Source organism: Kribbella sp. NPDC104218, assembly GCF_055584105.1.
The window spans coordinates 1,734,120-1,758,031 of record NZ_JBVJMQ010000001.1 but is presented as its reverse complement, the minus strand read 5'-3'; the positions used below and the strand labels follow the sequence as shown (position 1 = coordinate 1,758,031).

Genomic DNA, 23,912 nt, shown 5'->3' with positions numbered 1-23,912 from the left:
ATCGTTGTCAGCCGTCCAGCGCCAAGGCGTCCAGTCACTGCTGGCGATCGCTCCTGTCGTCGACGAGCTCGGCGCCCGGTTCGCTGCCGCCGGCCACGAGATCGCCCTGGTCGGCGGTCCGGTCCGGGACATTCTGCTCGGTCGCGGGAGCAAGGACCTGGACTTCGCCACCTCAGCCCACCCCGACGAGGTGGAGCGGCGGCTGGCCGGCTGGGCGGACCACATCTGGGATATCGGCAAGGCGTTCGGCACCATCGGTTGTCGCAAGGGCGAGTGGGTCCTGGAGATCACCACGTATCGGTCGGAGTCCTACGATCCCACCTCGCGCAAACCGGAGGTCGCCTACGGCGACAGCCTCGAGGGTGACCTGGCCCGGCGCGACTTCGCGATGAACGCGATGGCCGTCCTGCTGCCGTCGCACCAGTTCGTCGACCCGTTCGGCGGGATCGAGGACGTCGCCCGCCAGGTGATCCGGACGCCGGGCAGCCCGGAGGACTCGTTCTCCGACGACCCGCTGCGGATGATGCGGGCCGCCCGCTTCGCCGCCCAGCTGGGTTTCACGCCGGATCCGGCCGTGGTCGCGGCGATGACCGCGATGGCCGAGCGGATCACGATCGTCTCGGCCGAACGCGTCCGCGACGAGCTGGAGAAGCTGATTCTCGCCGCACACCCGCGGATCGGCCTCGACCTGCTGGTCTCGACCGGGATCGCGAAACACGTGCTGCCGGAGCTGCCCGCGCTGCGGGACGCCGAGGACGAGCACCAGCGGCACAAGGATGTCTACCAGCACTCGCTCACCGTCCTCGATCAGGCGATCGCGCTCGAAGCGCGTCTCTCTGTACCGACGCCCGACTTCGTCGTTCGGTTCGCATCGCTGATCCACGACATCGGCAAACCGAAGACGCGCAAGTTCGAGGGTGACCGGAAGGTGACGTTCCACCACCACGACGTGGTCGGCGCGAAACTGGCCCGGAAACGGATGAAGGCACTCCGGTTCAGCAACGAGCAGATCGACCAGGTCAGCAAGTTGATCGAGCTGCACCTGCGCTTCCACGGCTACGGCGACGGCGAGTGGACCGACTCCGCCGTCCGCCGCTACGTCCGCGACGCCGGCGACCAGCTCGAACGCCTGCACGTGCTGACCCGGGCCGACTGCACGACCCGCAACAAGCGCCGCGCCGAGGCCCTGCGCACGGCGTACGACGATCTGGAAGCTCGCATCGCCCGCCTCCAAGAGCAGGAGGAGCTCGACTCGCTCCGTCCTGACCTCGACGGCAACCAGATCATGCAGATCCTCGGCATCGCCGAGGGCCGTGCGGTCGGCCAGGCCTACAAGTTCCTGATGGAGCTCCGCCTCGACCAGGGCCCCCTCGGCGAGGACCGAGCCCGCGAGGAACTCCTCCGCTGGTGGTCCGAGCGCTAGATCGCCTGAGCCTGCTGGGACGCGTACGCCGCCGCGATCGTCGCGGCCGACTCCGCGTGCGGTTCGTAGCTGACCGCACCGATCGCCGCGACCGGTAGCGCGGGGTCGATCGAGTTCGTCAGGTACGCCGCGTCGTAGCTCCTGAGCTCGTCGATCCGCACCGGCAGCACCTCGTACGACGTGAGGCCGCGCTGCAACACCTGCTGCCGGATCCCGTTCAGCACCCGCGCGGCCGGAAACACGATCGTCGTCCCGCGGGTGAAGCAGATGTTCCAGATCGCGGCTTCGGAGATCTCACCGGCGGGGGTGTGGAAGACGGCGTCGTCGTACCCGGCGGCGGTGGCCTGGCGGCCGAAGTAGATCAGGTCGAACGAGCCGGTGTGCTTGAGATGTGGGAGGGCGCGCTGGTGCTCGAACGGCTTGAGGCGCAGCGGCTCGGCGCCGGGCGCGATCGGCGGCTCGATGCGGAGCAGCAGGTCGTCGCCCAGGACGGTCAGCCGGAAGGTCGCATCGCCGTTGGTGTGCTCGAGGCCCGCGCGCAGTACCGAGCGGACCCGGTCGGCGTGGAGTGGCTGACCGAACACTTCGCGCGTACTCCGGTCGAGGCGTTCGAAGTGCAGCTCCAGGCCGTCGACGCGGCCGGCGCGGACCTGCATCGAGGTGAAATGGGCGTAGCTGGTTGCCCGGAGCAACTCAGGCGTCACGGTCCGGAGCGGACGGCCGTTCAGGAGCAGCGTTTCGGTCACAGTCCCAGTCTCGCCTGAGCAAACCAGTGCGGTTGCTGGTCTACGCTCACGGTGTGGACGTGTGGAGCATCATCGGGTGGGGTGGATCCGCGCTGGTGGTGGTGTCACTGCTGCAGACGCGGATCCTGCGGTTGCGCGTGCTGAACCTGGTCGGCTGCGTCGTTCTGGTCGGCTTCAACCTGGTGATCGGCGTCTGGCCGATGGTCGGGATGAACGCCGTCCTCGCGGTCATCAACCTGGTCCACCTGTGGCGGCTGCTCCGGCACCGGCACGACGAGGCCGAGTACGAGGTCCTCCGGGTCAACTCCGACGACGCGTACCTGAGCCACGTGCTGGCCGCGCACGGCCGGGACATCAGCAAGTTCAACCCGGGGTTCACCTTGGGCCGGAGCCCATACGCGTTCCTGGTCCAGCGCGGCGAGACCACCGTCGGCGTTGTGCTTGCGCACGATGCCGGCCACGGCCGGGCCCAGATCGATCTGGACTACGTGCTCCCGGCGTACCGCGATTTCACACCCGGCGAATTCGTCTACCGGCGCAGCGACGTGTTCACCGACCAGGGTTTCCAGCAGGTCCTCGCCTCACCCCGGATGCGCGACTCCTCGCCGTACCTCAACCGGCTCGGCTTCCATCGCGACGGCAACGCGCTCGTCCTCGACCTCTCCTAGGTCCTTCGCGTAGCAGAGCGACTCCGGCTCGTTCTCGAACGGCGGGTACGGCGGCGTCGGCAGGTAGCCGTGGTTCGTGTAGAGCGCGACCGCCTCCCGCTGGCGGGTGCCGGTCTCGAGCCGGAGCCGGCTCAGGCCGGCGGCACGCGCCTGGTCCTCGACCGCGCGCAACAGGATCCGGGACAGTCCCCAGCCCCGGGACGACGGTTCGACGTACATCCGCTTGATCTCGCCGAGACCGGGCTCGACCGGCTGCAGGCCGACGCAACCGACCGGGTTGCCGGCCACCAGGAGCAGGGTGAAGGCGATGTCGGGATGCAGACCGACCTGCGGCTGGTCTTCGCCGTAGAGCGTGGCGAGCTCGGCCTGCTGCGCGGTCGCGAGCGTCAGCACAATCGGGTCGGAGCTGGGGACGGCACGCAGTTCGAGGTCGTCGATCATGCGCTCGGACGGTAGCAAGCCGGCGTGACGCGACTGTTTCGGATTCCTCTCCCGGGGGGTTGGGACGTTGTGAGGACACGCAAAGCTACTGATTGGTCGCTCTCAGCTCTTCCGCTGTTCATGAAAATCTTTCATTATTTTCGCCATGAGACTGCGCCGGAGAACGCTGCTGGGTGGTGTGTCCCTGCTCGCCGGTACGCCGGTGCTGCGGAGAGCGGCCGATGCATCGCCGAATCTCGTCGTCGGAGCGACATTTCCCGAGGGCGTCATGGCAGGCGTCCCGCGGACGGACGGCGCGACGCTGTGGACCCGCGTCCCGCGTGGGCTGCTCGACGGGGACGCCGAGCTGGCGATCGTCGTGTCCCGGCAGCGGGACCTGTCCCGGCCGGTCATCGTGCGAACCGTGATCGCGGAGAAGCAGTGGGACGGTTGTGTGCACTTCCAGGCGACCGGGCTGCAGCCGGGGGAGGAGTACTTCTACCAGTTCCGCGGGAAGGACAAGGCCTCCCCGGTCGGCCGATTCCAGACTCTGCGCCCGGCGGACTCCAACCAGCCGGTGCGGATCGGCTTCTTCACCTGTCAGGGCTTCACCGAGGGGTACTACGCCGTCCACAAACACCTCGCCGAGGAAGAGCTCGACCTGGTCGTCTGCCTCGGCGACTACGTCTACGAGGCGACCGTGCCCGGCGTCCGCGGGATCGACCTGAACCTCTACCCGCAGATCCTGCCGTCGATGCGGGCGAAGTACACCTTCTATCGCAGCGACGAGAACCTGCGGGCGATGCATGCGCAGCACGCGTTCCTGCCGTTGTGGGACGACCACGAGTTCCGCAACAACTACAGCGTGGACAACTGGTCGCTGCCCGAACTGTTCTTCAAGGAGAAGCGGTCCGCCGCCTGGCACACCTGGTTCGAGCGGATGCCGGTGCCGCGGTACGCCGACGACATGACTCGCACCTACCGGTCGCTGCGGCTCGGCAAGACCGCCGAGCTGTTTGCCATCGACAACCGGCAGTACAAGGAAGATCAGCCCTGTGACGACGGCGGCAGCATCATCTGCGAGGCCGCGGACGCCGCCGGCCGGACGATGCTCGGCGCGCCGCAGAAGGCCTGGCTGAAGGACGGACTGCGGACGTCGGGCGCGCGGTGGAAGGTGCTCGCGAACCCGAACATGATGATGGGGATGGTCACCGGGGCGAACGGCGAGCGTGCGTTCATGGACACCTGGGACGGGTACGGCGCCGAACGCACCGAGCTGATGTCACTCGCGGCCGATCGGGTCTCCGACCTGGTCGTCGTCACCGGCGACGATCACGACACGTTCGCCGGAGAGCTGTGGAACACCGGGTTCGCGCCGGGCACTCCCGGCAACCCGGCCGGGACGAAACGGGCCGGCGTCGAGTTCGTCGTACCGTCGGTGTCGTCGACGAACACCGGTGACCTCAAGGGCGCGGCCGGGGCGAAGACGGAGGAGCAGAAGCGCTTGCAGTACAACCCGCATCTGCAGCTGATCGACATGCGGCAACACGGGTACGGCGTCCTGGAAGTGACCCGCGACGAGGCGAAGCTGTCGTACCGAGCGGTCGACAAGCTCCGCCCCGACGCGGGCGTCAGCACCAGTTACCAGGTCCGAACCGGCCGGGGCAGCGCCCGGATCGAGACCGTCTAGCGGTAGAGCCGGACGTCGGCCAGGCTCCACCACTGCGCACCGGTGCTGTTCGAGGTGATGCGGAGGTACCTCGCAGACGTCCGCTTCAGCTCGACAGTGGTGAGTTGTCCGGTCGAGGCGCCCACGACCGGTTTCGACCAACGCACGCCATCGTTGCTTACGGCAACAGACCAGCGAGCGGCGAAGTCGCCGACCTGGCCGCCGCTGTCCAGTGCGACCTGGTCGAAGTGCTTACGCGACCCCAGGTCGATCTGCAGCGACTGCCCGGTCGTCCGCGCTTCCTTGCTCGCCCACACGGTCGATCCATCGGCGTCGATCGCCAGGCCGGCCTCGGCGCCGTTCACCGAGGCGGTCGCCGTCGCGCCGTCGAGGGACACGGGCGTCGGCGTACCGAGGCGGGTCGGCCCCCAGGTGTACGTCGCGATCGAGCCACCCGGCAGCTCGTACTCGAACGACCGGTCGCCGAGCGCGACCGCGAACTTCCGCGGTGCGTCGTTCTCGTTGTGGACGACGAGCGCCGTCGATCCATCGGTGTTCCGGAACGCGGCCGACATCAGCTGCCCGTTCCAGCCCGTCGTCCCGTAGGAGGTGCTGCCGATGCGGACCGCGCCGGCTTTCACGAACTTCGACAGGTGGCCGATGGTGAAGTACTCCGCGTCCGTGGTGACCGTGCCGTCGGCTTGCAGTGTGACGAGGCCGGTGCAGGTACCGCAGCCGCCGAGGTGCGGGCCGCCGGTGGAGTCGAGGGCGATGTTCCAGTTCACGACGGACTTGGCCCAGTTACGCGTCGTCCCGAGCATCAGGTTGCGGGCGTGCCAGGTGAGGGTGCCGCGGAAGATCTGCGGCGGGGTGTCGTTCGGGCCGTGCGAGCCGGAGCACTCGGTGAACCAGATGCCCTTGGTCGGGAAGGCCTTGTGCAACGCGGTCTGAGCCGCCGCGTTGCCGGAGTAGCAGTGGTACGCCGTCCCGGCGATCCACTTGGCCGCCGACGACTGCAGCAGCTTGTAGGGGTAGTCGGTCTCCGGGTCCTCACCGGGCGGCGTCGTCCCGATGTCACCGGGGTGCGTCGACCAGTTGTGGTCGTAGCCGATGATCTTCGTCCGCGGGCTGGCCTTGCGGAGCAGTGGGCCGAGCGCGTTGATGACCGCGGCCTCCTGGCGGACCGGGACGTCGGAGCCGGGGTAGCGGTCGGGCTTGCGGTTCTGCGGCTCGTTCTGGATGGTCAGGAAGTCGACCGGGACGCCGGCCCGCGTGTACGCCTCGACGAACTTCACCAGGTAGCGCGCGTACGCGTCGTACACCTTGGGGTCGTCCTTGAGCCGGCCGCCGACCAGGGAGTCGCCGTCCTTCATCCAGGCGGGCGGGCTCCAGGGGGACGCCATCACCTTGAGCTGCGGGTTGAGCTGTTTGGCGCGGCGGAGCAGCGGGAGGATCTGCCGCTCGTCGTGCTTGATGCTGAAGTGCTTGAGCTTGAAGTCGGTCTGGCCGGGCGGCATGTCGTCGAACGTGTAGTGCTCGGCGGCGGCGGTGAAGTCGGACGAGCCGACCGGCTGCCGCAGGAAGCTGACTCCGATGCCCTGCTTCGGGTCGAACAGCTTGCGCAGCGTCTGCTCCCGATCGGCCGGGCTGAGCCGGTAGAGCACGGCGGCGGCCGAGTCGGTGATCGAGGCGCCGAAGCCGTCCATCGTCTGGTACGTCGTCCGCGGGTCGACCGTGATCGTCGTCAGATCGCTCGACGTCCGGTCGAAGGCGACCGGCGGGCGTTCGTGGAGCAACTCAGCGCGGTCGGGGGTGGTCACCCAGACGCGCGCTTGGGGCGGCTTCGGATGGTGGGCCTGGGCGGCCGGGACGGTCAGCAGACCGCTGGTGAGCGCCAGGGCAGTGGCGATCATCGGTGTTCTCATCGCACTCCTCAGGGGTGTGAAACAAAGTGCAACAAACGGCCTCAGGAAACGATGTGAATCCAGCTCTGTCAATGCTCTGCCGCCTGCGTCTAGAGTGCTGAGCGTGAAACAAAGCGATGTAACAAATGCCTGAGCGACGCGTCACCGTGCGCGAGGTGGCGGCGGCGACCGGAGTGTCCATCGCGACCGTGTCCCGAGTGTTGAACCAGCAGGGCCGGGTGGCGCCGGAAACCCGGGCCCTGGTCGAGCGTGCGGTCGAAGAGCTCGGGTTGCGCGCGCCCAGCCCGCGCGGGGGTACGCCGAAGCCCGTGGACGGCGCCGTCTTCGTCCGCTGCCCGTACGTTCTCACCGACTACTTCGGCCTGATCGTCTCGTCGATCGCGGAGACCCTCGATCGGCACGGTCGTCAGGTGGTCCTCAACGCCGGCGAGGCAGCCGCCGCCGACCCCGTCCTGGCCGGTCTCCCCACCCAGCGCGGCTTGGCCGGCGCCATCCTCATCCTCCCGCCGGAGCCCCCCGAAGACCTGATCCGCCTGACCTCCCGGCGTTTCCCCTTCGTCGTCGTCGACCCGCGCACGCCGCTACCGCGCGAAATCCCCTCCATCTCCGCCGCTCATCACTCCGGCGCCCGCCAACTGACCACCCACCTGCTCTCCCTCGGCCACACCCGCATCGGCGTCATCGCCGGCCCGCGCGAATGGCTCGCCGCCGACGCCCGCCTCTCCGGCCACCATGCCGCCCTCGCCGACGCCGGCATCCTCCCCACCCCGACCCTCACCCGCCACACCCACCCCACCACCGCCGACGGCCGCCAAGCAGCCCAAGACCTCCTCGCCCGCACCCCCCGCCCCACCGCCCTCATCGCCTTCAACGACAAAGCCGCCATCGGCGCCCTCCAAGCCGCTGCCGCCCACAACCTCCGCGTCCCCACCGACCTCTCCATCGCCGGCTTCGACGACCTCGACCTGGCCCAAGCCACCACCCCACCCCTCACCACAGTCCGCCAACCCCTGGCCGAAATGGGCCGCCTGGCCGCCACCCAACTGACCCGCCTCCTCAACCACCACCCCACCGAACCCCTCCACCTGGAACTGGCCACCGAGCTCGTCATCCGTTCCTCCACAGGTCGGATGAATGTGAAAGGTTGAGAAGTATGAGGATCGGGATCGCGGGGATCGCTATTGAGTCGAGTACGTTCTCGCCGCATCGGGCGGGGTTGGACGACTTCGATGTGCGGCGGGGGGACGAACTGCTGGCGCGGTACGACTTCCTCGGGAAGGAGTGGGCGGCGGGGGTTGAGTGGGTGCCGTTGGTACATGCTCGGTCGCTGCCGGGTGGGGCTGTGGTGGGGGAGGTGTACGACGCTCTGTCGGCGGAGATCGTGGAGCGGATCGGGGCGGCCGGTGAGCTCGACGGGTTGTTCTTCGACATTCACGGCGCGATGAGCGTGGTGGGCCGGGAGGACGCCGAGGCGGATCTGGCGACGCGGGTGCGGGCCGCGCTGGGGGACGGCGTGCTGGTGTCGACGTCGATGGATCTGCACGGGAACGTGTCGCGTGAGCTCGGCGAAGCGGTCGATCTGATCACGTGTTACCGGATGGCGCCGCACGAGGACGCGATGGAGAGCCGCGAGCGGACGGCGCGCAATCTGGTGGAGCGCCTGCGGTCCGGGCTGGGGAAGCCGAAGAAGGCTTGGGTTCAGGTGCCGGTGTTGCTGCCGGGGGAGAAGACCTCGACGCGGATCGAGCCGGCGGCGTCCATCTACCAGCGCGTGGCGGAGATCGCGGACGAGCCCGGCGTCCTGGACGCCGCGATGTGGGTCGGGTACGCGTGGGCCGACGAGCCGCGCTGTCAGGCCGCCGTCGTCGTGATGGGCGACGACGAGCAGCTGATCACCGACCGCGCGAACGAGCTCGCCCGCGCCTACTGGGACGCCCGCGCGGACTTCGAGTTCGTCGCCCCGACCGGCACGCTGCACGAGTGCGTCGCGGCCGGCCTGGAGAGTACGGCGCGCCCGTTCCTGATCAGCGACTCCGGCGACAACCCGACCGCCGGCGGCGCGGGCGATGTCTCCTGGACGCTGCGCGAGCTACTCACGATCGAAGAGCTGACCTCCGGCCGAGCGACCGCGATCCACGCGAGCATCACCGACCCGGACGCCGTCGCCGCCTGCGTCGCGGCCGGTGTCGGCAACCCGGTCAGCGTCGCCGCGGGCGGCAAGGTCGACTCCGGCCCCGCGGGCCCGGTCGAGCTCACCGGCACCGTGTTCTCGCTCTCCGACGACCCGGTCGGCGGGACGGTCGCCGTCGTCCAGGTCGGCGGCCTGCACGCGATCCTCACCACCCGCCGCAAGCCCTACCACCACCTGGCCGACTTCACGCTGCTCGGCCTCGACCCCGCCAAGACCGACCTGGTCCTGGTCAAGATCGGCTACCTCGAGCCCGAGCTCTACGACCTGGCCGCCGACTGGCTGCTCGCCCTCACCCCCGGCGGCGTCGACCAGGACCTCCTCCGCCTCGGCCACCACAACGTGATCCGCCCGCTCTACCCCTTCAACCCCGACATGCCCGATCCCGACCTCACCCCAGAGCTGATCTAGCAGCACCAAGGACAGGAGGTAGTCACCTACGTACCTCCCCGCGCACGCTCGGCCCACCGGCAGCCGGCCCGCGCGGGCCGGTACCTCCTGTCGCTCGTGCCGTCAGAGCTTGCGGAGGGTGTGGAGCGCGTCGATGGCGTGGTCGATGAGCTCGTCGGCGGTCATCGGACGGGCGTCCTCGGCCAGGCCGGACCACTCGATCGCCAGGTCCTCGGTGTAGCCGAGCCACGCGTGGATGCGGAGGTACTCCGCGGAGCCGCGGTTGTCGGCGACCTCCGGGGTGCCGAGGAAGCCGAGGATCCGGCGGCAGAGCCCGACCCGGGTGTCGTCGTACACCTCGACGGCGTAGTCGTCACCGCCGGCCGCGCCGCGGACGAACGAGATGTACGCCGTCCGCCGCCGCGAGATGAACGCGACGAACTGGACCAGCATCTCCCGCAGCCCCTCCTCGGGGGACAGCTCGGGATCCGGTTTGGTCACCCGGAGCAGGCGGCGCCCGGCCGCGGAGATGACCGCGACGTAGTAGTCGCGCTTACTCGGGAAGTAGTGGAACAGCAGGCTGCGGGAGATCCCGGCCTGGCCGGCGATCGCGTCGATCGACAGCTCGTGGATCGGTTGATCGCGCAACATCATCAAGCCGATCTTGACGAGCTGCTTCTTCCGCTCCTCCGCGGTCAATCTGTTGTCCACGCTGTTGAGCATTGCTCAAATGGTGCGCTACGGTCAACCCGTACCCGGCGGTACCCCGCCAGGGAACCCGGAAGGAGTGCGATGGGGTTCGAACCGTCCGCCCGTGCTCAGGATCTGATCGGGCGGGTCGAGGAGTTCATCCGGACCGAGATCGAGCCGGTCGAGGCGCAACTGCACGCCGCGACCCTGGCCGCCGCCGATCCGTGGCAACCGCAGCCCCTGCTCAAGGAGCTGCAGCGCAAGGCCCGCGCCCAGGGTCTGTGGAACCTGTTCCTCCCACCGGCCGAGCCCGGTAACGAGCAGTACGGCGAGGGCCTGTCGAATGTCGACTACGCCCCGATCGCCGAGCTGACCGGTCGCTCGTTCATCGCGCCGTACATCTTCAACTGCAACGCCCCCGACACCGGCAACATGGAGGTCCTGCTGCGGTACGGCAGCGGGGCCCAGAAGGAGCAGTGGCTGAAACCGCTGCTGGACAGCACGATCCGGTCCGCCTTCTGTATGACGGAGCCGGGCGTCGCCTCCTCGGACGCGACCAACATGGCCGCGACCGCGATCGTGGACGGCGACGAGGTCGTCATCAACGGCCGCAAGTGGTGGAGCACCGGAGTCGGCCACCCCGACTGCGAGCTGCTGATCTTCATGGGTCTCACCGACCCGGACGCGCATCGCTACAACCGGCACACGATGGTGCTCGTCCCGCGGGACACCCCGGGGGTGAAGGTCGAGCGGTTGCTGCCGGCCATGGGCCGGTACGACGAGCCGTTCGGCCACGGCGAGGTGTCGTTCACCGACGTCCGGGTGCCGGCGAGCAACATCCTGGTCGGGCCGGGCCGCGCGGTCGAGATCGCGCAGGGCCGGTTGGGTCCGGGCCGGGTCCATCACTGCATGCGGCTGATCGGTCTGGCCGAGCGTTCGCTCGAGCTGGCGCTGCAGCGCGGCACGAGCCGCGAGGCGTTCGGCAAGCCCCTGGTCAACCTCGGCGGGAACCGGGAGCGCGTCGCCGACGCCCGGATCGCGATCAACCAGGCCCGCCTGCTGGTGCTCCAGACGGCGTACCTGCTCGACACCGTCGGCCTGCAGGGCGCGCTCAGCGAGGTCAGCCAGATCAAGGTCGTCGCGCCGCGGATGGCGCAGGACGTGATCGACATGGCGATCCAGCTGCACGGTGGCGGCGGTCTGTCCGACGACTACCCGCTCGCCGCGGCCTGGACGAGCGCCCGCGCGCTTCGCCTCGCCGACGGCCCGGACGAGGTCCACCGCGGCGTCGTCGCCCGGATCGAGCTGGCCCGCTATCTCGCCGAGCGCAAGGAAGAGGCCGCCAAGTGAGCCGGATCCTGGTGACCGGCGGCGCGAGTGGTCTCGGCGCCGCCCTGGTCGAGAAGTTCGTTGCCGCCGGCCACCAAGTCCTCCGGACCGACATCGGTACGACGTACGTCGGCGACGGCCCGTATCTCCGCCTGGACGTCCGCAGCCCCGAGGACTGGACGGCCGCGGTCGCCTGGTGCGATGAGCAGTGGGGCGGCCTCGACATCCTGGTCAACAACGCCGGGATCGCCACCGGCGGCCGGATCGAAGTCGAGACCCTGGACGAGTGGGATCGCGTCGTCGACATCAACCTGATGGGCGTCGTCCGCGGCTGCCGGGCGTTCACGCCGCTCTTCAAGCGGCAGCGATCCGGTCACATCGTCAACACGGCCTCGGTCGCCGGGCTGGTTCATCCGCCGATGATGAGCTCGTACAACACCGTCAAGGCCGGTGTGGTCGCGCTGTCCGAGACGCTGTCCCACGAGCTGAAGCCGTTCGGCGTGGCGGTGTCGGTGGTCTGTCCGTCGTTCTTCCGCACCAATCTGGCCGACTCGTTCCAGGGCGCGGACCGGGCGATGCGGATGTCGGCGCGGCAGCTGATCGAGAAGTCGCCGCGCTCGGCCGACGACATTGCGACCGTGGTGCTGGCCGGGATCGCCAAGCGGCGCTTCCTGATCGTCCCCGATCGCCCGGCCCGCCTGGCCTACCTCACCAAGCGCTGGGCCCGGCCGCTCTACGACCGCCAGATGAACAAGATCGCCGCGAAGGCACACACACGCGCCGCTCGGGCCGACCGCGACGCCACCTCTGTCGCGGAAACGCCCGGCGGCGGCACCACCCATGGGTGACGGCGCCCGCGCCGTCCGGGACGAGGACGCGTTCGACGTCGCCGCGATGGACACCTGGCTACGGCAGCAGACCGAGCTGCCGCCGGGTGTTCCGGAGGTCAAGCAGTTCTCCGGCGGAGCGTCGAACCTGACCTACCTGCTGAGTTATCCGGGCCAGGAGCTGATCCTGCGCCGTCCGCCCGCGGGCACGAAGGCGAAGAGCGCCCACGACATGGGCCGCGAGTTCCGGATCCAGGCCGGGCTGAAGCCCGTCTTCCGGTACGTCCCGACGATGGTTGCCCACTGCTCCGATGAGTCGGTGATCGGCTCCGACTTCTACGTGATGGAACGAATCCAGGGCACGATCCCGCGCCGGTCCGCCCTCGGCGTCGACCTGACCACCGCGCAGACCCGGCAGCTCGGATTCACCCTGATCGACACCCTCGTCGAGTTGCACGCGGTTGACCCGGCCGCCGCCGGTCTGTCCGATCTCGGCCGCGGTGAGGGGTACGTCGGACGCCAGGTCAGCGGCTGGTCGGACCGGTACCGCAAGGCGAAGACGTGGAACGTGCCGAGTTTCGAGAAGGTGATGGCCTGGCTCGTCGCGAACCAGCCGGCCGACGCCCGGATCTGCGTGATCCACAACGACTTCCGGCTCGACAACGTCGTCCTCGATCCCGACGATCCGCAGCGGGTGGCCGGCATCCTTGACTGGGAGCTCGCCACGCTCGGCGATCCGTTGATGGATCTCGGCAGCGCGCTGGCGTACTGGGTGCAGGGGGACGACGACTGGGCGTTCCGCCGGTTCCGTTTGCAGCCCTCGGACGCGCCGGGGATGCTGACCCGCGCGGAGATCGTTGCCTACTACACCGAGCAGTCCGGTCTGAAACCGGACAGCTGGGCGTTCTACGAGGTTTTCGGGCTGTTCCGGCTGGCGGCGATCGCGCAGCAGATCTACTACCGCTACCACCACAAGCAGACCCGGAACCCGAAGTTCAAGAGTTTCTGGCTCCCGGTCAACCTGCTCGAACGCCGCTGCCGACGGATCATCCGGCAGGGCTGAGATGCCGACGATCTACCTGGTCCGGCATGCGCAGGCGTCGTTCGGCGCCCGCGACTACGACAAACTGTCCACCCTCGGCGAGCAGCAGGCCGTTGCCCTGGGCACTGATCTGTCCGCCCGCGGGATCCGCCCCGATCTGGTCGTCGCCGGGTCGATGCGCCGGCACGAGCAGACCGCGACGCTGGCCGGTTTCACCGCCGAGGTCGTTCACGGGTACGACGAGTTCGACCACGACCAGGTGATCGTCGCGCACAAACCGGCGTACAAGGTCCGTGCGCTGATGATCGCCGACCTGGCCCGGACGGGGAACCCGAAGCGCGCCTTCCAGGAGATGTTCACCGCGGCGACGCAGCGCTGGATCGACGGCGGCGCCGGGTACGACGAGACCTTCCAGGCCTTCTGCGATCGATCCGAGGACGCCGTACGCCGAACCGCCGCGCGACTCGGCAAGGGGGAGACCGCGCTCGTGTTCACCTCGGGCGGGCCGATCGCCGCGGTCGTCAGCCGGTTGCTCTCCGGCGGCGACGGACTCTGGGCGCGGCTGAACCCGGTGACGATCAACACCGCGATCACCAAGGTCGTGTCGGGGCGCAGCGGATTGACGCTGGTCAGCTACAACGAGCACGGACACGTCGACGGCAGCGAAAGGCTCACTTACCGATGAGACGGAACATCTTGATCACGGGTGCGAGCGCGGGACTGGGCGAGGAGATGGCCCGGCAGTTCGCCGCCAAGGGGCACAACCTCGCGCTGACCGCCCGCCGCGAGGACCGGCTGGCCGCGCTCCGCGACGAGTTCCTCGGCCGGCATCCCGAGCTGACGATCACCGTCCACAAGCTCGACGTCACCGACGACGAGCAGGTGTTCACGGTCTTCCGTGCGGCGGACGCCGCGCACGGCGGGCTCGACCGGATCATCGTGAACGCCGGGATCGGCAAAGGCGTACCCGTCGGCACCGGCCGGCCGGAGGTGAACCGGGAGACCCTGCACACGAACTTCATGGCCGCGTTCACCCAGGCCGAAGCCGCGATGGAGCTCTTCCGCGCCCGGAACGCGGGTCATCTGGTCTTCATCGCGTCGGCCGCCGCGCTGCGCGGGCTGCCGAAGACGATCACGGCGTACGCCGCCGCGAAGGCCGGGGTCGCATCGCTGGCCGAGGGCCTGCGGATGGAGATGCTGAACAAGCCGATCGAGATCAGCACGATCTACCCCGGTTACATCAGGTCCGCGCTGAACGAGCATGTGCAGAGCACACCGCTGATCGTCGACACCGTGCCCGGCGTCCGGTCGATGGTGAAGGCGATCGAGGCGGAGAAGGCGAACGCGTACGTGCCCGCCTGGCCGTGGGTGCCGCTCGCGCGGTTCATGAAGGCGGTCCCGCTGCCGATCCTGCGGAAGCTGATCTGATGCGCTGGGGGCTGACCGTGCCGCTGACCGGCGTCCCGCTGCGGGACCACCGGCCGCTGATCGCCGAGCTGGCCGCGTTGGGCTACACGGATCTGTGGTCGGCCGAGGTGGCCGGGGCGGATGCGTTCACCCCGTTGGTTCTGGCGTCGGAGTGGAACGACCAGCTTCGGTTGGGGACGGCCGTCGTCCCGGTGCACACCCGTGGTCCGGCGGCGCTGGCGATGAGCGCGGCCGCGCTGGCCGATCTCGCGCCGGGGCGCTTCGTGCTCGGGATCGGCGCGTCGTCGGAGACGATCGTCACCGGGTGGAACGGGATCGCCTACGACCCACCGCTGGCCCGGACCCGCGACGTCCTGCGCTTCCTGCGGCAGGCCTTCGCGGGGGAGAAGGTCGACGGGACGTTCGACAGCTTCACGATCAACCGCTTCCGCCTGGAGAAGGCGCCCGACGTGCCGCCCGCGATCATGCTCGCCGCGCTCCGGCCGCAGATGCTCAAGCTGGCCGCGCGCGAGGCGGACGGCGCGATCACGAACTGGCTGTCCGCGGACGACGTCCGTCAGGTTCGCGCCGAGCTCGGCCCGGACAAGGAGCTGGCCGCGCGGATCTTCGTCTGCGTCACCGAGGACGCCGAGATGGCCCGCAACATCGGCCGCTACCTGATCGCGACCTACCTGACCGTCCCCGGCTACGCCGCCTTCCACGACTGGCTCGGCCGCGGCCCCGCCATGCAACCCCTCCGCGAAGCCTGGGCCGCCGGCGACCGCAACGCCGCGATGGCCGCCATCCCGGTCGAGGTGATCGACGACCTGATCGTCCACGGCTCACCGGCCGCCTGCCGAGCCCACATCAACCGCTACGTAGCCAACGGCCTCGACACCCCGATCATCGCCACCCTCCCCACCGGCGCCAACCTCCTCGACACCGCCCGCTCCCTGGCTACGGGTTAGATCACGAAAGGCCCACGGCGTCTGTGCGCAGCATGGGCCCTTCGGAGTGTCTGTACGGCCTCAGAGACGGAATTTGCGAGCTCGCCTGAGACATGATCAGGGGGGTGATTGACAGCGAGGCTGGTCGGACCCCGCGCAACAGAACCGGAACCCGGGTACCACAGGCTCAGCCGACCAGGAGAATCTCCCGGACGCGTTGGTGGCCGTCGGCGTCGGTCTCGACGATGGCGAGTTTGTTGCCCTTATCGACTTCGTCCTCGATGAACTTCAGAACCGTGATCGCCCGTCGGATCGTCTCGGTCAGTGACAATCCTCGGCGGTCCGCCAGCCAGCGCAGAACCTCCATGGCATCGGCAGCCAGGTTGACGGACAACCGCACGATCGACGCGCCGACCTGCCTCTTCTCCTCAGTTTTCGTCATGGTGGGTTGACCTCTCAGCAGATGGTGCCGACAAGCTGTCGGCGGTCACGCTTCCTCACTGCGGATATGAAGACTGGAACGGGCTTCCTCTCTCGCTCCAGCTCCCTTCCTGGAAGCACAGTCCTTCTCCTCTCCGGTGTGTCCTACGGATCCTTCTGTGCAACGGTACCGCACATGGTCTACATTCACTACGCACGATATACACCTGTTATTGCATATTGAACAGGCCAGATGGGTAATCCATGTGGCCGAAGTACGTCACACATGTGGCATGCTGGCTACAGCCGATCGGTTGTCCCGCGCTGCGGGCTCCCCAACATCGGTCGCTGAAAAGGAGGCTGGCCCGATGGCCAATGAAGTCCAGTACGAAGGGTCCGACCCGCCGCCGCGGCCCGGTAGCGGTGGGTGGGACCCGATCCAGGGTGCGGGGAAATCCGACGCGGCTGCCGACCGGGTGCATCAGGCGCAGGTCGACGAGCTGATGAGCAGTCTGGTCAAACTGTTGAAGGAACGCGGCGACCAGCCGATCGCGTCAGCACCGCACGTGCCGGCCCGCCTGAACGGCGAGTACGAGCGCGAAGACGAGGTGTCCCGTCCGATCGCCGAGAACCCGGTGCTCGTTCACGGCGACGTCCTGCAACTCGAGCTGAAGCGGGAAGAGACCCGCGGCAGGCTGGCCATCATCGTGGTCGGTCTGCTGGGAATGGTCCTGCTCGGAACGGTCATCGCAACGTTCCGGCTCCCGCCGACTGAGAACGTCACGGAGCTCAAGAACCTGGGCTCAGTCCTGACGCCGGTAACGGTCGGAGCCCTGGCAACATTCTACTTTGTCAGGAAGAACTAAGTTTCGGGTGCCTGCAGTGTAGGCTCGCATGCCGCCCGAACAGCGAAGGGCCCGCCACCTGTAATGGCGGGCCCTTCGGCTTGTTTGCACCCCGAAACAAATTTACCGCCGTAGCCGTCCACTGAATACGGCTTACATCACACCGTGGGGATCCCGGTGTCAGAACGTCACCTGGAGTTAACGAGCCAAACTCTCCGGAGTGACTGAGAAGGCCTGTACACACAGGCCCTGCTCGGCGTCGCGGATGGCGATCACGCCGCTCACGCCTTTACCGTTCATCGTTCCGGACAGCTCGATCGCAAATACGGGCCCTCGGCCGATCGTCCGGCCGCTCGTGAGGCCGGCGGGCGGTTCCACTTGCGTCCGCATCAGCGTCTGCAACAAGGCACTCGTTCCCGGGCAGGCCAGCGCACCGACACCCCGCGCGTCATTCGAATTGAGCCGCGCTACCAACTGCTTCGCCACCGCATCCGGCCCGCCACGCGGACCCTCCGGCGTGATCTGCACCGGCCGCACCGGCGTCACTGATGGCTTGGTCGCTGGCTTCACCGGCGCGGTCGTCTTCGCCGGCTGCGTCGGCTTCTTGGTCGGTGCAACCGACGTCACCGGAGCCGGGGCTGGATCGGCCGTCTCCCGGCCGTTCACCAGCTTCACCGCCACCGCGATCCCCGTCCCGACCACGCCGACCAGCAACACCAGCATCAACACGATCACCAGCCCCGCCCGGTTCTTCCGCGGCGGCCGCTGGTTGTAGTCCGGGGCGGCGATCCCGCCGGGGTAATAGCTCACGAGTGACAGTCCTTCAGCCGGGCAAGCGTCCGTCGAAGAGAGCGTAGTCGGGCCGGGTTTGATACAGCGGCACGAACGACAGGACGTAGATGCCTACGTAGACCCGGTTCGCCGCTGGGCGGCGGGCTCGGCTGGGGTGGTTCGGGTGGTACCTCCTGTGGTTAGTGCTCGCGGGGGATCCAGGCGGTGAAGACGGAGCCGGAGTCGAGGCGGCTGGTGACGGTGATGGTGCCGTGGTGGGCTTCGACGAGGTGTTTGGTGATGGCGAGGCCGAGGCCGCTGCCGCCGGTGGTGCGGGAGCGGGACTGTTCGGCGCGGTAGAAGCGGTCGAAGAGGTGTGGGAGGTGCTCCTCGGCGATGCCGGCACCGTTGTCGGTGACGGTCAGGTTGTAGCCGTCGTCGACCGCGCGGACGCCGACGACGACGGTGCCGCCGGTCGGGGTGAAGCGGATGGCGTTGGAGACCAGGTTGCCGAGGGCTTGGCGCATCCGGGCGTTGTCGACGGCGGCCATCGCCTGGGCCGGGACGTCGGCGGTGAGCGTGACGCCGGCGGCCTCGGCGGCCGGGCGGTGGGCGAGGACGACCTGCTGGGCGAGCTCGGTCAGGTCGCGCTCGGCGGGATGCATCCGGAGCATGCCGGCATCGGCCAGCGCCAGGTCCTGCAGGTCGGCGACGAGGTGTTCGAGCAGGCCGGTCTCCTCGAGCAGTGAGGTGACGAGCTCGGCATCGAGCGGGACGACGCCGTCCTCCGACGCGACCAGGTAGCCCTTGATGTTGGCCAAGGGGGTTCGCAGCTCGTGGGCCACATCGCTGACCATCGCCTTCCGCTGGAAGTCCGCGCGCTGGATGGATTCGGCCATCGCGTTGAACGCGTGGCCGAGCCGGGCGACCTCGTCCTTGCCGGTGACCGGGACGCGGGCCGCGTGATCGCCGTTGCGCATCCGCTGGGCGGCGCCGGTCAGCGCGACGATCGGCCGGACCAGGCGCCGTCCGGTCAGCAGCATCACCAGGGCCGCGATCAGCATCACGCCGAGCGCGGTCGCCGCCGTCCGCAGCATGCCCTCGGCGGAGAACAGGTTGAAGGTGCTCTTCGATCCGAGGAAGAGCTTGGCGGGCGGTGCGACGTACGGCGCCAGGGCCTGTGAGCTCGCCTGCTGCGCGCATTCGAAGAACTGGGCGGGGGTGGTGGCCTCGGTCCCCTTCGGGACCGTCACCTGCTGCAAGCCGTCCTCGGTGCGGGTCAGGGTGAACTTGATCCGCGCCGCGTCCAGGCACTCCTTGGCCCGCCGGACCTCGTCGTCGTTGACCAGCTTCGCCTTGGCGCTCGGGGCGTACAGGCCCTTCGGCGTACAGGCGGCCGCTGCCTTGGACCGGGCCGTGGCCTCCGCGGCGCGCTCCTTGTCGGCCTTGGTGATCGGCTTACCGGCGGTCGGCGGCACGCTGTCGGCGAGCTGCGCCTCGACGCCGGTCATCAAGTAGCCGTTCGCCGGCTGGACGATCTCCAGGCCGGTACCGTCATCGGTCTGACCGGCCTGGATCGTCACCGTCGACGTCCCGTCACTGGTCGCGACGTAGGCGGGAAAGCCGCGGGCGTCCAGACAGTCGGCGGCCTGCTGCGCGAGCTTCGCCCGCTCCTCCCGCTCCTTGTCGGTCAGACCCCAGCTCGGGTCGCCGATCGGCGCCCACGCCCGGGCCGAGGTGAACTGCACCGCCGAGCCGACCGACACCGTCCGGCCGACCGCCTTGTACGACATCAGCGGTACCGCTGACGCGAGGCCGGCCTGGTTGCTCGCGTCAATGGTTGCCGCCGGCACCGAGGGCAGCTCGGGCGCGGCGCCGAGCATCCGGGCCGAGTCCGCGATCACGGTGCCGTCCGGCTCGGTGACCGCGATCCGGCGTCCGGTCTCGTCGGCGAGTCGACGGAGCTCTTTGTCGACACCGGACCAGCCGTTGTGGTTGATGGCGTAGTCGTTCAGCGTGGTGAAGATGCGGGTGTCGTTCTGCAGCTGGCCGGCGTTCTGGTCGAACTCGCCCTGCAGCGACTCGGTGGTGCTGTACGACGCGATCACGGCCGTCGCGACCACCGCGCCGAGCGCGACCGCCAGCGACAACCCCAGGAACCGGACCAGCAGACTACGACGCATCGGAAACCACCTTGTCCGCCAGCTTGTAGCCGACGCCGTACACGGTCTTCAGGTACGCCGGCGCCTCGCCCGGCGGTTCGATCTTCTTGCGCAGGTTCATCACGTGGACGTCGACCGTCCGATCGAAGACGTAGTGGTCGAACCCGAACGCGTGCTCCAGCAGCTGCTGCCGGGAGAACGCCCGCCCGGGCGCCGCGGCCAGGCAAGCCAGGATCTTGAACTCCGCCGGCGTCACGTCGACCAGCTCGCCGGCCAGCCGCACCTCGTGCCGCCCCGGGTCGATCTCCAGCTCGCCGACCCGGTACACCTGGCCCTCCGCGCGGCTCCGCGTCCGGCGCAGCACCGTCCGGACCCGGGCCACCAGCTCGCGCGGGTTGTACGGCTTGGTCAGGTAGTCGTCCGCGCCCAGATCCAGCCCGAGCAGCAGGTCGTCCTCGGTCGAGCGGGCGGTCAGCATGATGATCGGGACGTCGCCGTCCGCGCGGAGCACCCGGCAGACGTCCAAACCGTCCACCTTGGGCATCATCACGTCGAGGACCAGCAGGTCCGGACTGCGCCGGCGGGCCTCGTCGATCGCGGCGCGCCCGTCGTGGACGACGACCGTCAGGTGCCCCTCCCGCTCGAGGTACCGCCGGATCAGTTCGGCCTGTTTGACATCGTCTTCGGCAACCAGGATCCGGGCAGGCATGCTCCTTAATGTCCCCGAACTTCATGAGAATCCGATGAAGATCGACTGAGAGCATCGGGTGCAAACCGGTCCTTCACAGGTTCTTCACGACCCGGGCGGCACGCTCGCTGCCATGAAGACCACATCTACCGCGCTCGCCCTGGTTGCCGTCCTGGCCCTGGCAGGCTGCGGGAACAACCAGGACAAGTCGCCCGTCGCGGGCGACGGCAAGAGCGACAAGAGCCCGCTCGCCGAGTACATGGGCGAGGGTTTCATCGGCGGTAGCGGCGGCGGCTCGGTCCGCGCCGTCCGGGCCGGTGGGACCACCGAGTCGTCCGCGGAGGACCTGGCCAAACAGCGCAAGGTCGAGGACTCGACCGTGGCCTGTATGAAGACGGCCGGGTTCGAGTACGTCGCGATTCCGCCGGAGTCGCGGAAGAAGAGCAAGTTCGCCGAGGCGTTCGACCTGCCGCCGGACAAGTTCGCCGAGCAGTACGGCTACGGCGTCAGCACCATCGACTGGACCAAGGCCAACGCCGACGAGGCGGCGTCCGACCCGAACAAGAAGATCCGGGACGGGCTGTCGCCGTCCGCGCAGAAGGCCTACGACACCGCGCTGAACGGCAAGGGCGCCGGCGACGGGATGGCGGTCGCCATCCCGATGGACGGCACGAAGCCGAAACCCGAGGACATCGGCTGCCGCGGCAAGGCGTTCACCGAGGCGTACGGCGACCCGCAGGCCAACCAGGACGACTTCAAGAAGTTCGACGCGCTGTTCAAGGACCTGCAGGCGCTGAACAAGCGGATCGAGAGCGACCAGGGCGTCGTCGACGCGCTGAAGAGCTGGTCGGACTGCCTGGCCGACGCCGGGCACAGCGGGTTCGCCAAACTCGACGAGCCGCGCGAGAAGATCCAGAAGCAGCTCGACGAGCTGACCGGGAACAAGTCGTCGACGGGCGTCCCGGACGGCGGTAAGGGCGGCAGCGTCACGGTCGTCGGCCCGCCGTCGTTCGACAAGGTGGACGCGACCAAGCTGGCCGAGCTGCGCAAGGCCGAGACCGAGCTCGCGGTCGCCGACCAGAAGTGCAAGGCGTCGAAGTACGACGAGGCGTACAAGAAGGTCCAGTACGCGATGGAGAAGGAGTTCGTCGAGCAGCACAAGGCCGAGCTCGAGTCGTACCGCGACGGAATGGCGAACCGGTGAGCTCATCACCCAAGTCGCGGCGCCAGATCCTGGTCGGGGTGGCGACACTCGCCGCCGCCTCGCTCGGGGTCGGCGTCGTGGCCGGCGCCCGGATCACCTCGCCCGAGGACGCCGCCGCGAAGACGGCGCCGCCGAAGGCGTCCCAGATCACGGTCCCGGTCGAGAAGAAGGCGCTGGCCAGCAAAGTGGTCGGCCGCGGGGACGCGTCGTTCGACGGCGCGGTGAACATCCGGGTCGAGACCAGCGGGCTGACGACGCCGGCGATCGTGACCGGGAAGGTCCCGGCGGTCGGCTCGACGATCGCCGAGGGCAAGGCGCTGCTCGAGATCGTCGGGCGGCCGGTGATCGCGCTGGCCGGCGTCCTGCCGATGTACCGGTCGCTGGCGCCGGGGAGCAAGGGCCCCGACGTCCTGCAGCTGGAGCGGACGCTCGATCGGCTCGGCTTCGACCCGGGCAGCGTGGACGGTAAGTACGACAGCGGGACGGCGCGGGCGGTCCGTGAGCTGTACGAGCAGGCCGGGTACGACGCGCCCGAGGCCGAGCAGCAGCTCAAGGACGCGGCGGACGCGGCCAAGAAGAACGTCGACGCCGCGAAGAAGGCGCTCCGCCAGGCGCAGTCGCAGCTCAAGCAGGCCAAGGACGCCAAGGCGCCGGACCTGACCGTTCAGAAGGGCGCGGTCGACGACGCCAAGGAGGCGCTGGCCGACGCGCGCGAGGCGCAGGACGACGCCGAGCTCAAGGCCGCGACGCCGTTGCCGGTCGCCGAGATCGTCTACGTGAAGTCGCTGCCGCGGCGGGTCGACAAGGTGAACGTCGAGCGCGGGGGCACGGCGAGCGGTGCGGTGATGTCGGCCAGTGGGGCGGCCCTGGTCGTCACGCTCAAGGTCGACGCGGCGTCCGGTGAACACCTCAAGCCCGGGATGGCGGCGATCCTGACGCTCGGCGACGGGTCGACGGTCAACGCGAAGGTCAAGCGGTCGAGCCGTAAGGGCGAGTCGTACGACGTCGTCGTCGCGCCGAACAAGCTGATCCCCAAGCAGCTCGAGCAGCTGCGGGACGCGAACGTCCGGGTGACGATCCCGGTCAAGAGCACCAACGGCAAGGTGCTGACCGTGCCGCTCGCGGCGCTGTCCGCCGGGTCGGACGGCGGTTCGCGGGTCGAGGTGCTGCGGGACGGCAAGACCGAGCTGGTCCCGGTGAAGGTCGGGCTGTCGGCCGACGGGTTCGCCGCGGTGACGCCGGTCGGCGACGCCAAGCTCGGTGAGGGCGACCAGGTGGTGGTCGGGCGATGACCGTCCCCGTGGGTATCGCGCTGCCGGCTCCGGTGGTGGAGATGATCGGCGTCCGCCGGTTCTTCCCCGGACCACCGGAGGTGGAGGCGATCAAGGACGTCGATCTGACGATCCGGCAGGGCGAGTACCTGTCGATCGTCGGGCCGTCCGGCTCGGGTAAGTCGACGCTGCTCCACCTGCTGGGCCTGCTCGACAACCCCAGCGACGGCGTCTACCGCCTGGACGGCGTGGACACGATGAGCCTGAAGGAGCGCCGGCGCGCGGTCCTACGGGGTGAGCGGATCGGCTTCGTCTTCCAGTCGTTCCACCTGCTCGCGCACCGGACCGTGCTCGAGAACGTCGCGCTCTCGATGGTGTACGTCGGCGTCCCGCGCCGGGAGCGGATGGCACGCGCCCGGGTGGCCCTCGAACGCGTCGGCCTCGCGCACCGGATGGACTTCGGCCCCACCACCCTCTCCGGCGGTGAACGCCAGCGCGTCGCCATCGCCCGCGCCCTGGTCGCCGAGCCCAGCCTTTTGCTGGCCGACGAACCCACCGGCAATCTCGACAGCGCCAACGCCGAAGCCATCCTCGAACTCTTCGACGAGCTGCACGCCGGCGGCATGACCCTGGCCGTCATCACCCATGACGACCACGTCTCCGCCCGCGCCCAACGCCGAGTTCGCATAGTAGACGGAACCCTCCAATGGTGACCCCCACAGCAGGCCCCCCGGACTCTCCCACCGGCGGGCCGTCCACCCCGGGGGGGGGGGGGGGGGGGGGGGGGGGGGTTCCCCAAAAAAAGAAAGCCAAAAAAAGGGGGGGGGGGGGGGGGGGGGGGAGACCCGTGGGGGGAGCGGTGTGTTGGGGGGGGCGGAGG

At 69.0% G+C, this 23,912-nt stretch carries 23 protein-coding genes; 15 read left to right on the top strand and 8 right to left on the bottom strand.

Annotated features, from left to right (window positions below; genetic code table 11):
- Positions 1-4 precede the first annotated feature (4 nt).
- Positions 5-1,423 carry a CCA tRNA nucleotidyltransferase gene (locus ACZ6ZD_RS08405; protein WP_465669720.1) on the top strand — a complete coding sequence of 473 codons (1,419 nt, stop codon included), beginning with the start codon at positions 5-7 and terminating at the stop codon, positions 1,421-1,423.
- Here ACZ6ZD_RS08405 and ACZ6ZD_RS08400 read toward each other — a convergent pair.
- Positions 1,420-2,169, bottom strand: coding sequence for an aminotransferase class IV (locus tag ACZ6ZD_RS08400; RefSeq protein WP_465669718.1), 750 nt, complete (start codon positions 2,167-2,169; stop codon positions 1,420-1,422). The genes ACZ6ZD_RS08405 and ACZ6ZD_RS08400 overlap by 4 nt on opposite strands.
- Before the next feature lie 53 nt (positions 2,170-2,222).
- Here ACZ6ZD_RS08400 and ACZ6ZD_RS08395 point away from each other — a divergent pair, with 53 nt between their 5' ends.
- Positions 2,223-2,837 (top strand): hypothetical protein, encoded by a 615-nt coding sequence (locus ACZ6ZD_RS08395; RefSeq protein ID WP_465669716.1) that lies wholly within the window; start codon positions 2,223-2,225, stop codon positions 2,835-2,837.
- Here the strand turns inward: ACZ6ZD_RS08395 and ACZ6ZD_RS08390 are convergent.
- Positions 2,751-3,278, bottom strand: coding sequence for a GNAT family N-acetyltransferase (locus tag ACZ6ZD_RS08390; RefSeq protein ID WP_465669714.1), 528 nt, complete (start codon positions 3,276-3,278; stop codon positions 2,751-2,753). The two genes, ACZ6ZD_RS08395 and ACZ6ZD_RS08390, sit on opposite strands and share 87 nt — an antisense overlap.
- A gap of 145 nt (positions 3,279-3,423) precedes the next feature.
- Between ACZ6ZD_RS08390 and ACZ6ZD_RS08385 the strand changes: the two genes are divergently transcribed.
- Positions 3,424-4,947 (top strand): alkaline phosphatase D family protein, encoded by a 1,524-nt coding sequence (locus tag ACZ6ZD_RS08385; protein WP_465669712.1) that lies wholly within the window; start codon positions 3,424-3,426, stop codon positions 4,945-4,947.
- Here the strand turns inward: ACZ6ZD_RS08385 and ACZ6ZD_RS08380 are convergent.
- Positions 4,944-6,851, bottom strand: coding sequence for a glycoside hydrolase family 30 beta sandwich domain-containing protein (locus tag ACZ6ZD_RS08380; protein WP_465669710.1), 1,908 nt, complete (start codon positions 6,849-6,851; stop codon positions 4,944-4,946). The two genes, ACZ6ZD_RS08385 and ACZ6ZD_RS08380, sit on opposite strands and share 4 nt — an antisense overlap.
- Before the next feature lie 125 nt (positions 6,852-6,976).
- Here ACZ6ZD_RS08380 and ACZ6ZD_RS08375 point away from each other — a divergent pair, with 125 nt between their 5' ends.
- Both ACZ6ZD_RS08375 and ACZ6ZD_RS08370 read left to right on the top strand, forming a co-directional pair.
- On the top strand, positions 6,977-7,999 hold the full coding sequence (locus ACZ6ZD_RS08375; protein ID WP_465669708.1) for a LacI family DNA-binding transcriptional regulator: 1,023 nt from the start codon (positions 6,977-6,979) through the stop codon (positions 7,997-7,999).
- A 5-nt stretch (positions 8,000-8,004) separates the two neighbouring features.
- The gene (locus ACZ6ZD_RS08370; RefSeq protein ID WP_465669706.1) at positions 8,005-9,450 is read left to right on the top strand and encodes a M81 family metallopeptidase; all 1,446 of its coding nucleotides are present in this window, start codon (positions 8,005-8,007) and stop codon (positions 9,448-9,450) included.
- Positions 9,451-9,552: 102 nt separating this feature from the next.
- Here the strand turns inward: ACZ6ZD_RS08370 and ACZ6ZD_RS08365 are convergent, their stop codons facing one another.
- A complete protein-coding gene (locus tag ACZ6ZD_RS08365) occupies positions 9,553-10,152 on the bottom strand; it encodes a TetR/AcrR family transcriptional regulator (RefSeq protein WP_465669704.1) in 600 nt (199 codons plus the stop codon).
- 69 nt (positions 10,153-10,221) lie between these two features.
- Here ACZ6ZD_RS08365 and ACZ6ZD_RS08360 point away from each other — a divergent pair, with 69 nt between their 5' ends.
- The 6 genes from ACZ6ZD_RS08360 to ACZ6ZD_RS08335 are packed head-to-tail and all read left to right on the top strand — an operon-like array spanning position 10,222 to position 15,692.
- Entirely contained in the window at positions 10,222-11,469 is a 1,248-nt protein-coding gene (locus tag ACZ6ZD_RS08360; RefSeq protein ID WP_465669702.1) for an acyl-CoA dehydrogenase family protein, read from the top strand.
- Positions 11,466-12,296: an SDR family NAD(P)-dependent oxidoreductase gene (locus ACZ6ZD_RS08355; RefSeq protein ID WP_465669700.1), complete on the top strand. Its 831-nt coding sequence runs from the start codon at positions 11,466-11,468 to the stop codon at positions 12,294-12,296. Before ACZ6ZD_RS08360 ends, ACZ6ZD_RS08355 begins: the two co-directional genes overlap by 4 nt.
- Positions 12,289-13,338 (top strand): phosphotransferase family protein, encoded by a 1,050-nt coding sequence (locus tag ACZ6ZD_RS08350; protein ID WP_465669698.1) that lies wholly within the window; start codon positions 12,289-12,291, stop codon positions 13,336-13,338. Before ACZ6ZD_RS08355 ends, ACZ6ZD_RS08350 begins: the two co-directional genes overlap by 8 nt.
- A gap of 1 nt (position 13,339) precedes the next feature.
- Positions 13,340-14,002, top strand: a complete 663-nt coding sequence (locus ACZ6ZD_RS08345; protein WP_465669696.1) for a histidine phosphatase family protein — start codon at positions 13,340-13,342, stop codon at positions 14,000-14,002.
- Complete coding sequence (locus ACZ6ZD_RS08340; protein ID WP_465669694.1) at positions 13,999-14,745, top strand: SDR family oxidoreductase; 747 nt, start codon at positions 13,999-14,001, stop codon at positions 14,743-14,745. Before ACZ6ZD_RS08345 ends, ACZ6ZD_RS08340 begins: the two co-directional genes overlap by 4 nt.
- Positions 14,745-15,692, top strand: coding sequence for an LLM class F420-dependent oxidoreductase (locus ACZ6ZD_RS08335; protein ID WP_465669692.1), 948 nt, complete (start codon positions 14,745-14,747; stop codon positions 15,690-15,692). Before ACZ6ZD_RS08340 ends, ACZ6ZD_RS08335 begins: the two co-directional genes overlap by 1 nt.
- Before the next feature lie 166 nt (positions 15,693-15,858).
- Here the strand turns inward: ACZ6ZD_RS08335 and ACZ6ZD_RS08330 are convergent, their stop codons facing one another.
- Entirely contained in the window at positions 15,859-16,113 is a 255-nt protein-coding gene (locus ACZ6ZD_RS08330) for a hypothetical protein (RefSeq protein WP_465669690.1), read from the bottom strand.
- A 346-nt stretch (positions 16,114-16,459) separates the two neighbouring features.
- Here ACZ6ZD_RS08330 and ACZ6ZD_RS08325 point away from each other — a divergent pair, with 346 nt between their 5' ends.
- Positions 16,460-16,957, top strand: coding sequence for a hypothetical protein (locus tag ACZ6ZD_RS08325; RefSeq protein ID WP_465669688.1), 498 nt, complete (start codon positions 16,460-16,462; stop codon positions 16,955-16,957).
- A 177-nt stretch (positions 16,958-17,134) separates the two neighbouring features.
- Here the strand turns inward: ACZ6ZD_RS08325 and ACZ6ZD_RS08320 are convergent, their stop codons facing one another.
- The 3 genes from ACZ6ZD_RS08320 to ACZ6ZD_RS08310 all read right to left on the bottom strand — a co-directional run bounded on the left by ACZ6ZD_RS08320 (position 17,135) and on the right by ACZ6ZD_RS08310 (position 20,578).
- Complete coding sequence (locus ACZ6ZD_RS08320; RefSeq protein ID WP_465669686.1) at positions 17,135-17,746, bottom strand: hypothetical protein; 612 nt, start codon at positions 17,744-17,746, stop codon at positions 17,135-17,137.
- A gap of 161 nt (positions 17,747-17,907) precedes the next feature.
- Positions 17,908-19,890 carry a sensor histidine kinase gene (locus ACZ6ZD_RS08315; protein ID WP_465669684.1) on the bottom strand — a complete coding sequence of 661 codons (1,983 nt, stop codon included), beginning with the start codon at positions 19,888-19,890 and terminating at the stop codon, positions 17,908-17,910.
- Complete coding sequence (locus ACZ6ZD_RS08310; protein ID WP_465669682.1) at positions 19,880-20,578, bottom strand: response regulator transcription factor; 699 nt, start codon at positions 20,576-20,578, stop codon at positions 19,880-19,882. The genes ACZ6ZD_RS08315 and ACZ6ZD_RS08310 overlap by 11 nt, the downstream gene beginning before the upstream one ends.
- A 112-nt stretch (positions 20,579-20,690) precedes the next feature.
- Here ACZ6ZD_RS08310 and ACZ6ZD_RS08305 point away from each other — a divergent pair, with 112 nt between their 5' ends.
- The 3 genes from ACZ6ZD_RS08305 to ACZ6ZD_RS08295 are packed head-to-tail and all read left to right on the top strand — an operon-like array spanning position 20,691 to position 23,745.
- The gene (locus tag ACZ6ZD_RS08305; protein WP_465669680.1) at positions 20,691-21,761 is read left to right on the top strand and encodes a hypothetical protein; all 1,071 of its coding nucleotides are present in this window, start codon (positions 20,691-20,693) and stop codon (positions 21,759-21,761) included.
- Positions 21,758-23,053, top strand: a complete 1,296-nt coding sequence (locus ACZ6ZD_RS08300; RefSeq protein WP_465669678.1) for a peptidoglycan-binding protein — start codon at positions 21,758-21,760, stop codon at positions 23,051-23,053. Before ACZ6ZD_RS08305 ends, ACZ6ZD_RS08300 begins: the two co-directional genes overlap by 4 nt.
- Complete coding sequence (locus ACZ6ZD_RS08295) at positions 23,050-23,745, top strand: ABC transporter ATP-binding protein (protein ID WP_465669676.1); 696 nt, start codon at positions 23,050-23,052, stop codon at positions 23,743-23,745. The genes ACZ6ZD_RS08300 and ACZ6ZD_RS08295 overlap by 4 nt, the downstream gene beginning before the upstream one ends.
- Positions 23,746-23,912 lie beyond the last annotated feature (167 nt).

Coding starts and splice junctions, on each gene's coding strand:
- ACZ6ZD_RS08330 (WP_465669690.1), bottom strand. CDS start 16,113: ATGACGAAAACTGAGGAGAAGAGGCAGGTCGGCGCGTCGATCGTGCGG.
- ACZ6ZD_RS08365 (WP_465669704.1), bottom strand. CDS start 10,152: ATGCTCAACAGCGTGGACAACAGATTGACCGCGGAGGAGCGGAAGAAG.
- ACZ6ZD_RS08335 (WP_465669692.1), top strand. CDS start 14,745: ATGCGCTGGGGGCTGACCGTGCCGCTGACCGGCGTCCCGCTGCGGGAC.
- ACZ6ZD_RS08325 (WP_465669688.1), top strand. CDS start 16,460: ATGGCCAATGAAGTCCAGTACGAAGGGTCCGACCCGCCGCCGCGGCCC.
- ACZ6ZD_RS08340 (WP_465669694.1), top strand. CDS start 13,999: ATGAGACGGAACATCTTGATCACGGGTGCGAGCGCGGGACTGGGCGAG.
- ACZ6ZD_RS08370 (WP_465669706.1), top strand. CDS start 8,005: ATGAGGATCGGGATCGCGGGGATCGCTATTGAGTCGAGTACGTTCTCG.
- ACZ6ZD_RS08345 (WP_465669696.1), top strand. CDS start 13,340: ATGCCGACGATCTACCTGGTCCGGCATGCGCAGGCGTCGTTCGGCGCC.
- ACZ6ZD_RS08375 (WP_465669708.1), top strand. CDS start 6,977: ATGCCTGAGCGACGCGTCACCGTGCGCGAGGTGGCGGCGGCGACCGGA.
- ACZ6ZD_RS08315 (WP_465669684.1), bottom strand. CDS start 19,890: ATGCGTCGTAGTCTGCTGGTCCGGTTCCTGGGGTTGTCGCTGGCGGTC.
- ACZ6ZD_RS08390 (WP_465669714.1), bottom strand. CDS start 3,278: ATGATCGACGACCTCGAACTGCGTGCCGTCCCCAGCTCCGACCCGATT.
- ACZ6ZD_RS08305 (WP_465669680.1), top strand. CDS start 20,691: ATGAAGACCACATCTACCGCGCTCGCCCTGGTTGCCGTCCTGGCCCTG.
- ACZ6ZD_RS08295 (WP_465669676.1), top strand. CDS start 23,050: ATGACCGTCCCCGTGGGTATCGCGCTGCCGGCTCCGGTGGTGGAGATG.
- ACZ6ZD_RS08380 (WP_465669710.1), bottom strand. CDS start 6,851: ATGAGAACACCGATGATCGCCACTGCCCTGGCGCTCACCAGCGGTCTG.
- ACZ6ZD_RS08350 (WP_465669698.1), top strand. CDS start 12,289: ATGGGTGACGGCGCCCGCGCCGTCCGGGACGAGGACGCGTTCGACGTC.
- ACZ6ZD_RS08360 (WP_465669702.1), top strand. CDS start 10,222: ATGGGGTTCGAACCGTCCGCCCGTGCTCAGGATCTGATCGGGCGGGTC.
- ACZ6ZD_RS08385 (WP_465669712.1), top strand. CDS start 3,424: ATGAGACTGCGCCGGAGAACGCTGCTGGGTGGTGTGTCCCTGCTCGCC.
- ACZ6ZD_RS08310 (WP_465669682.1), bottom strand. CDS start 20,578: ATGCCTGCCCGGATCCTGGTTGCCGAAGACGATGTCAAACAGGCCGAA.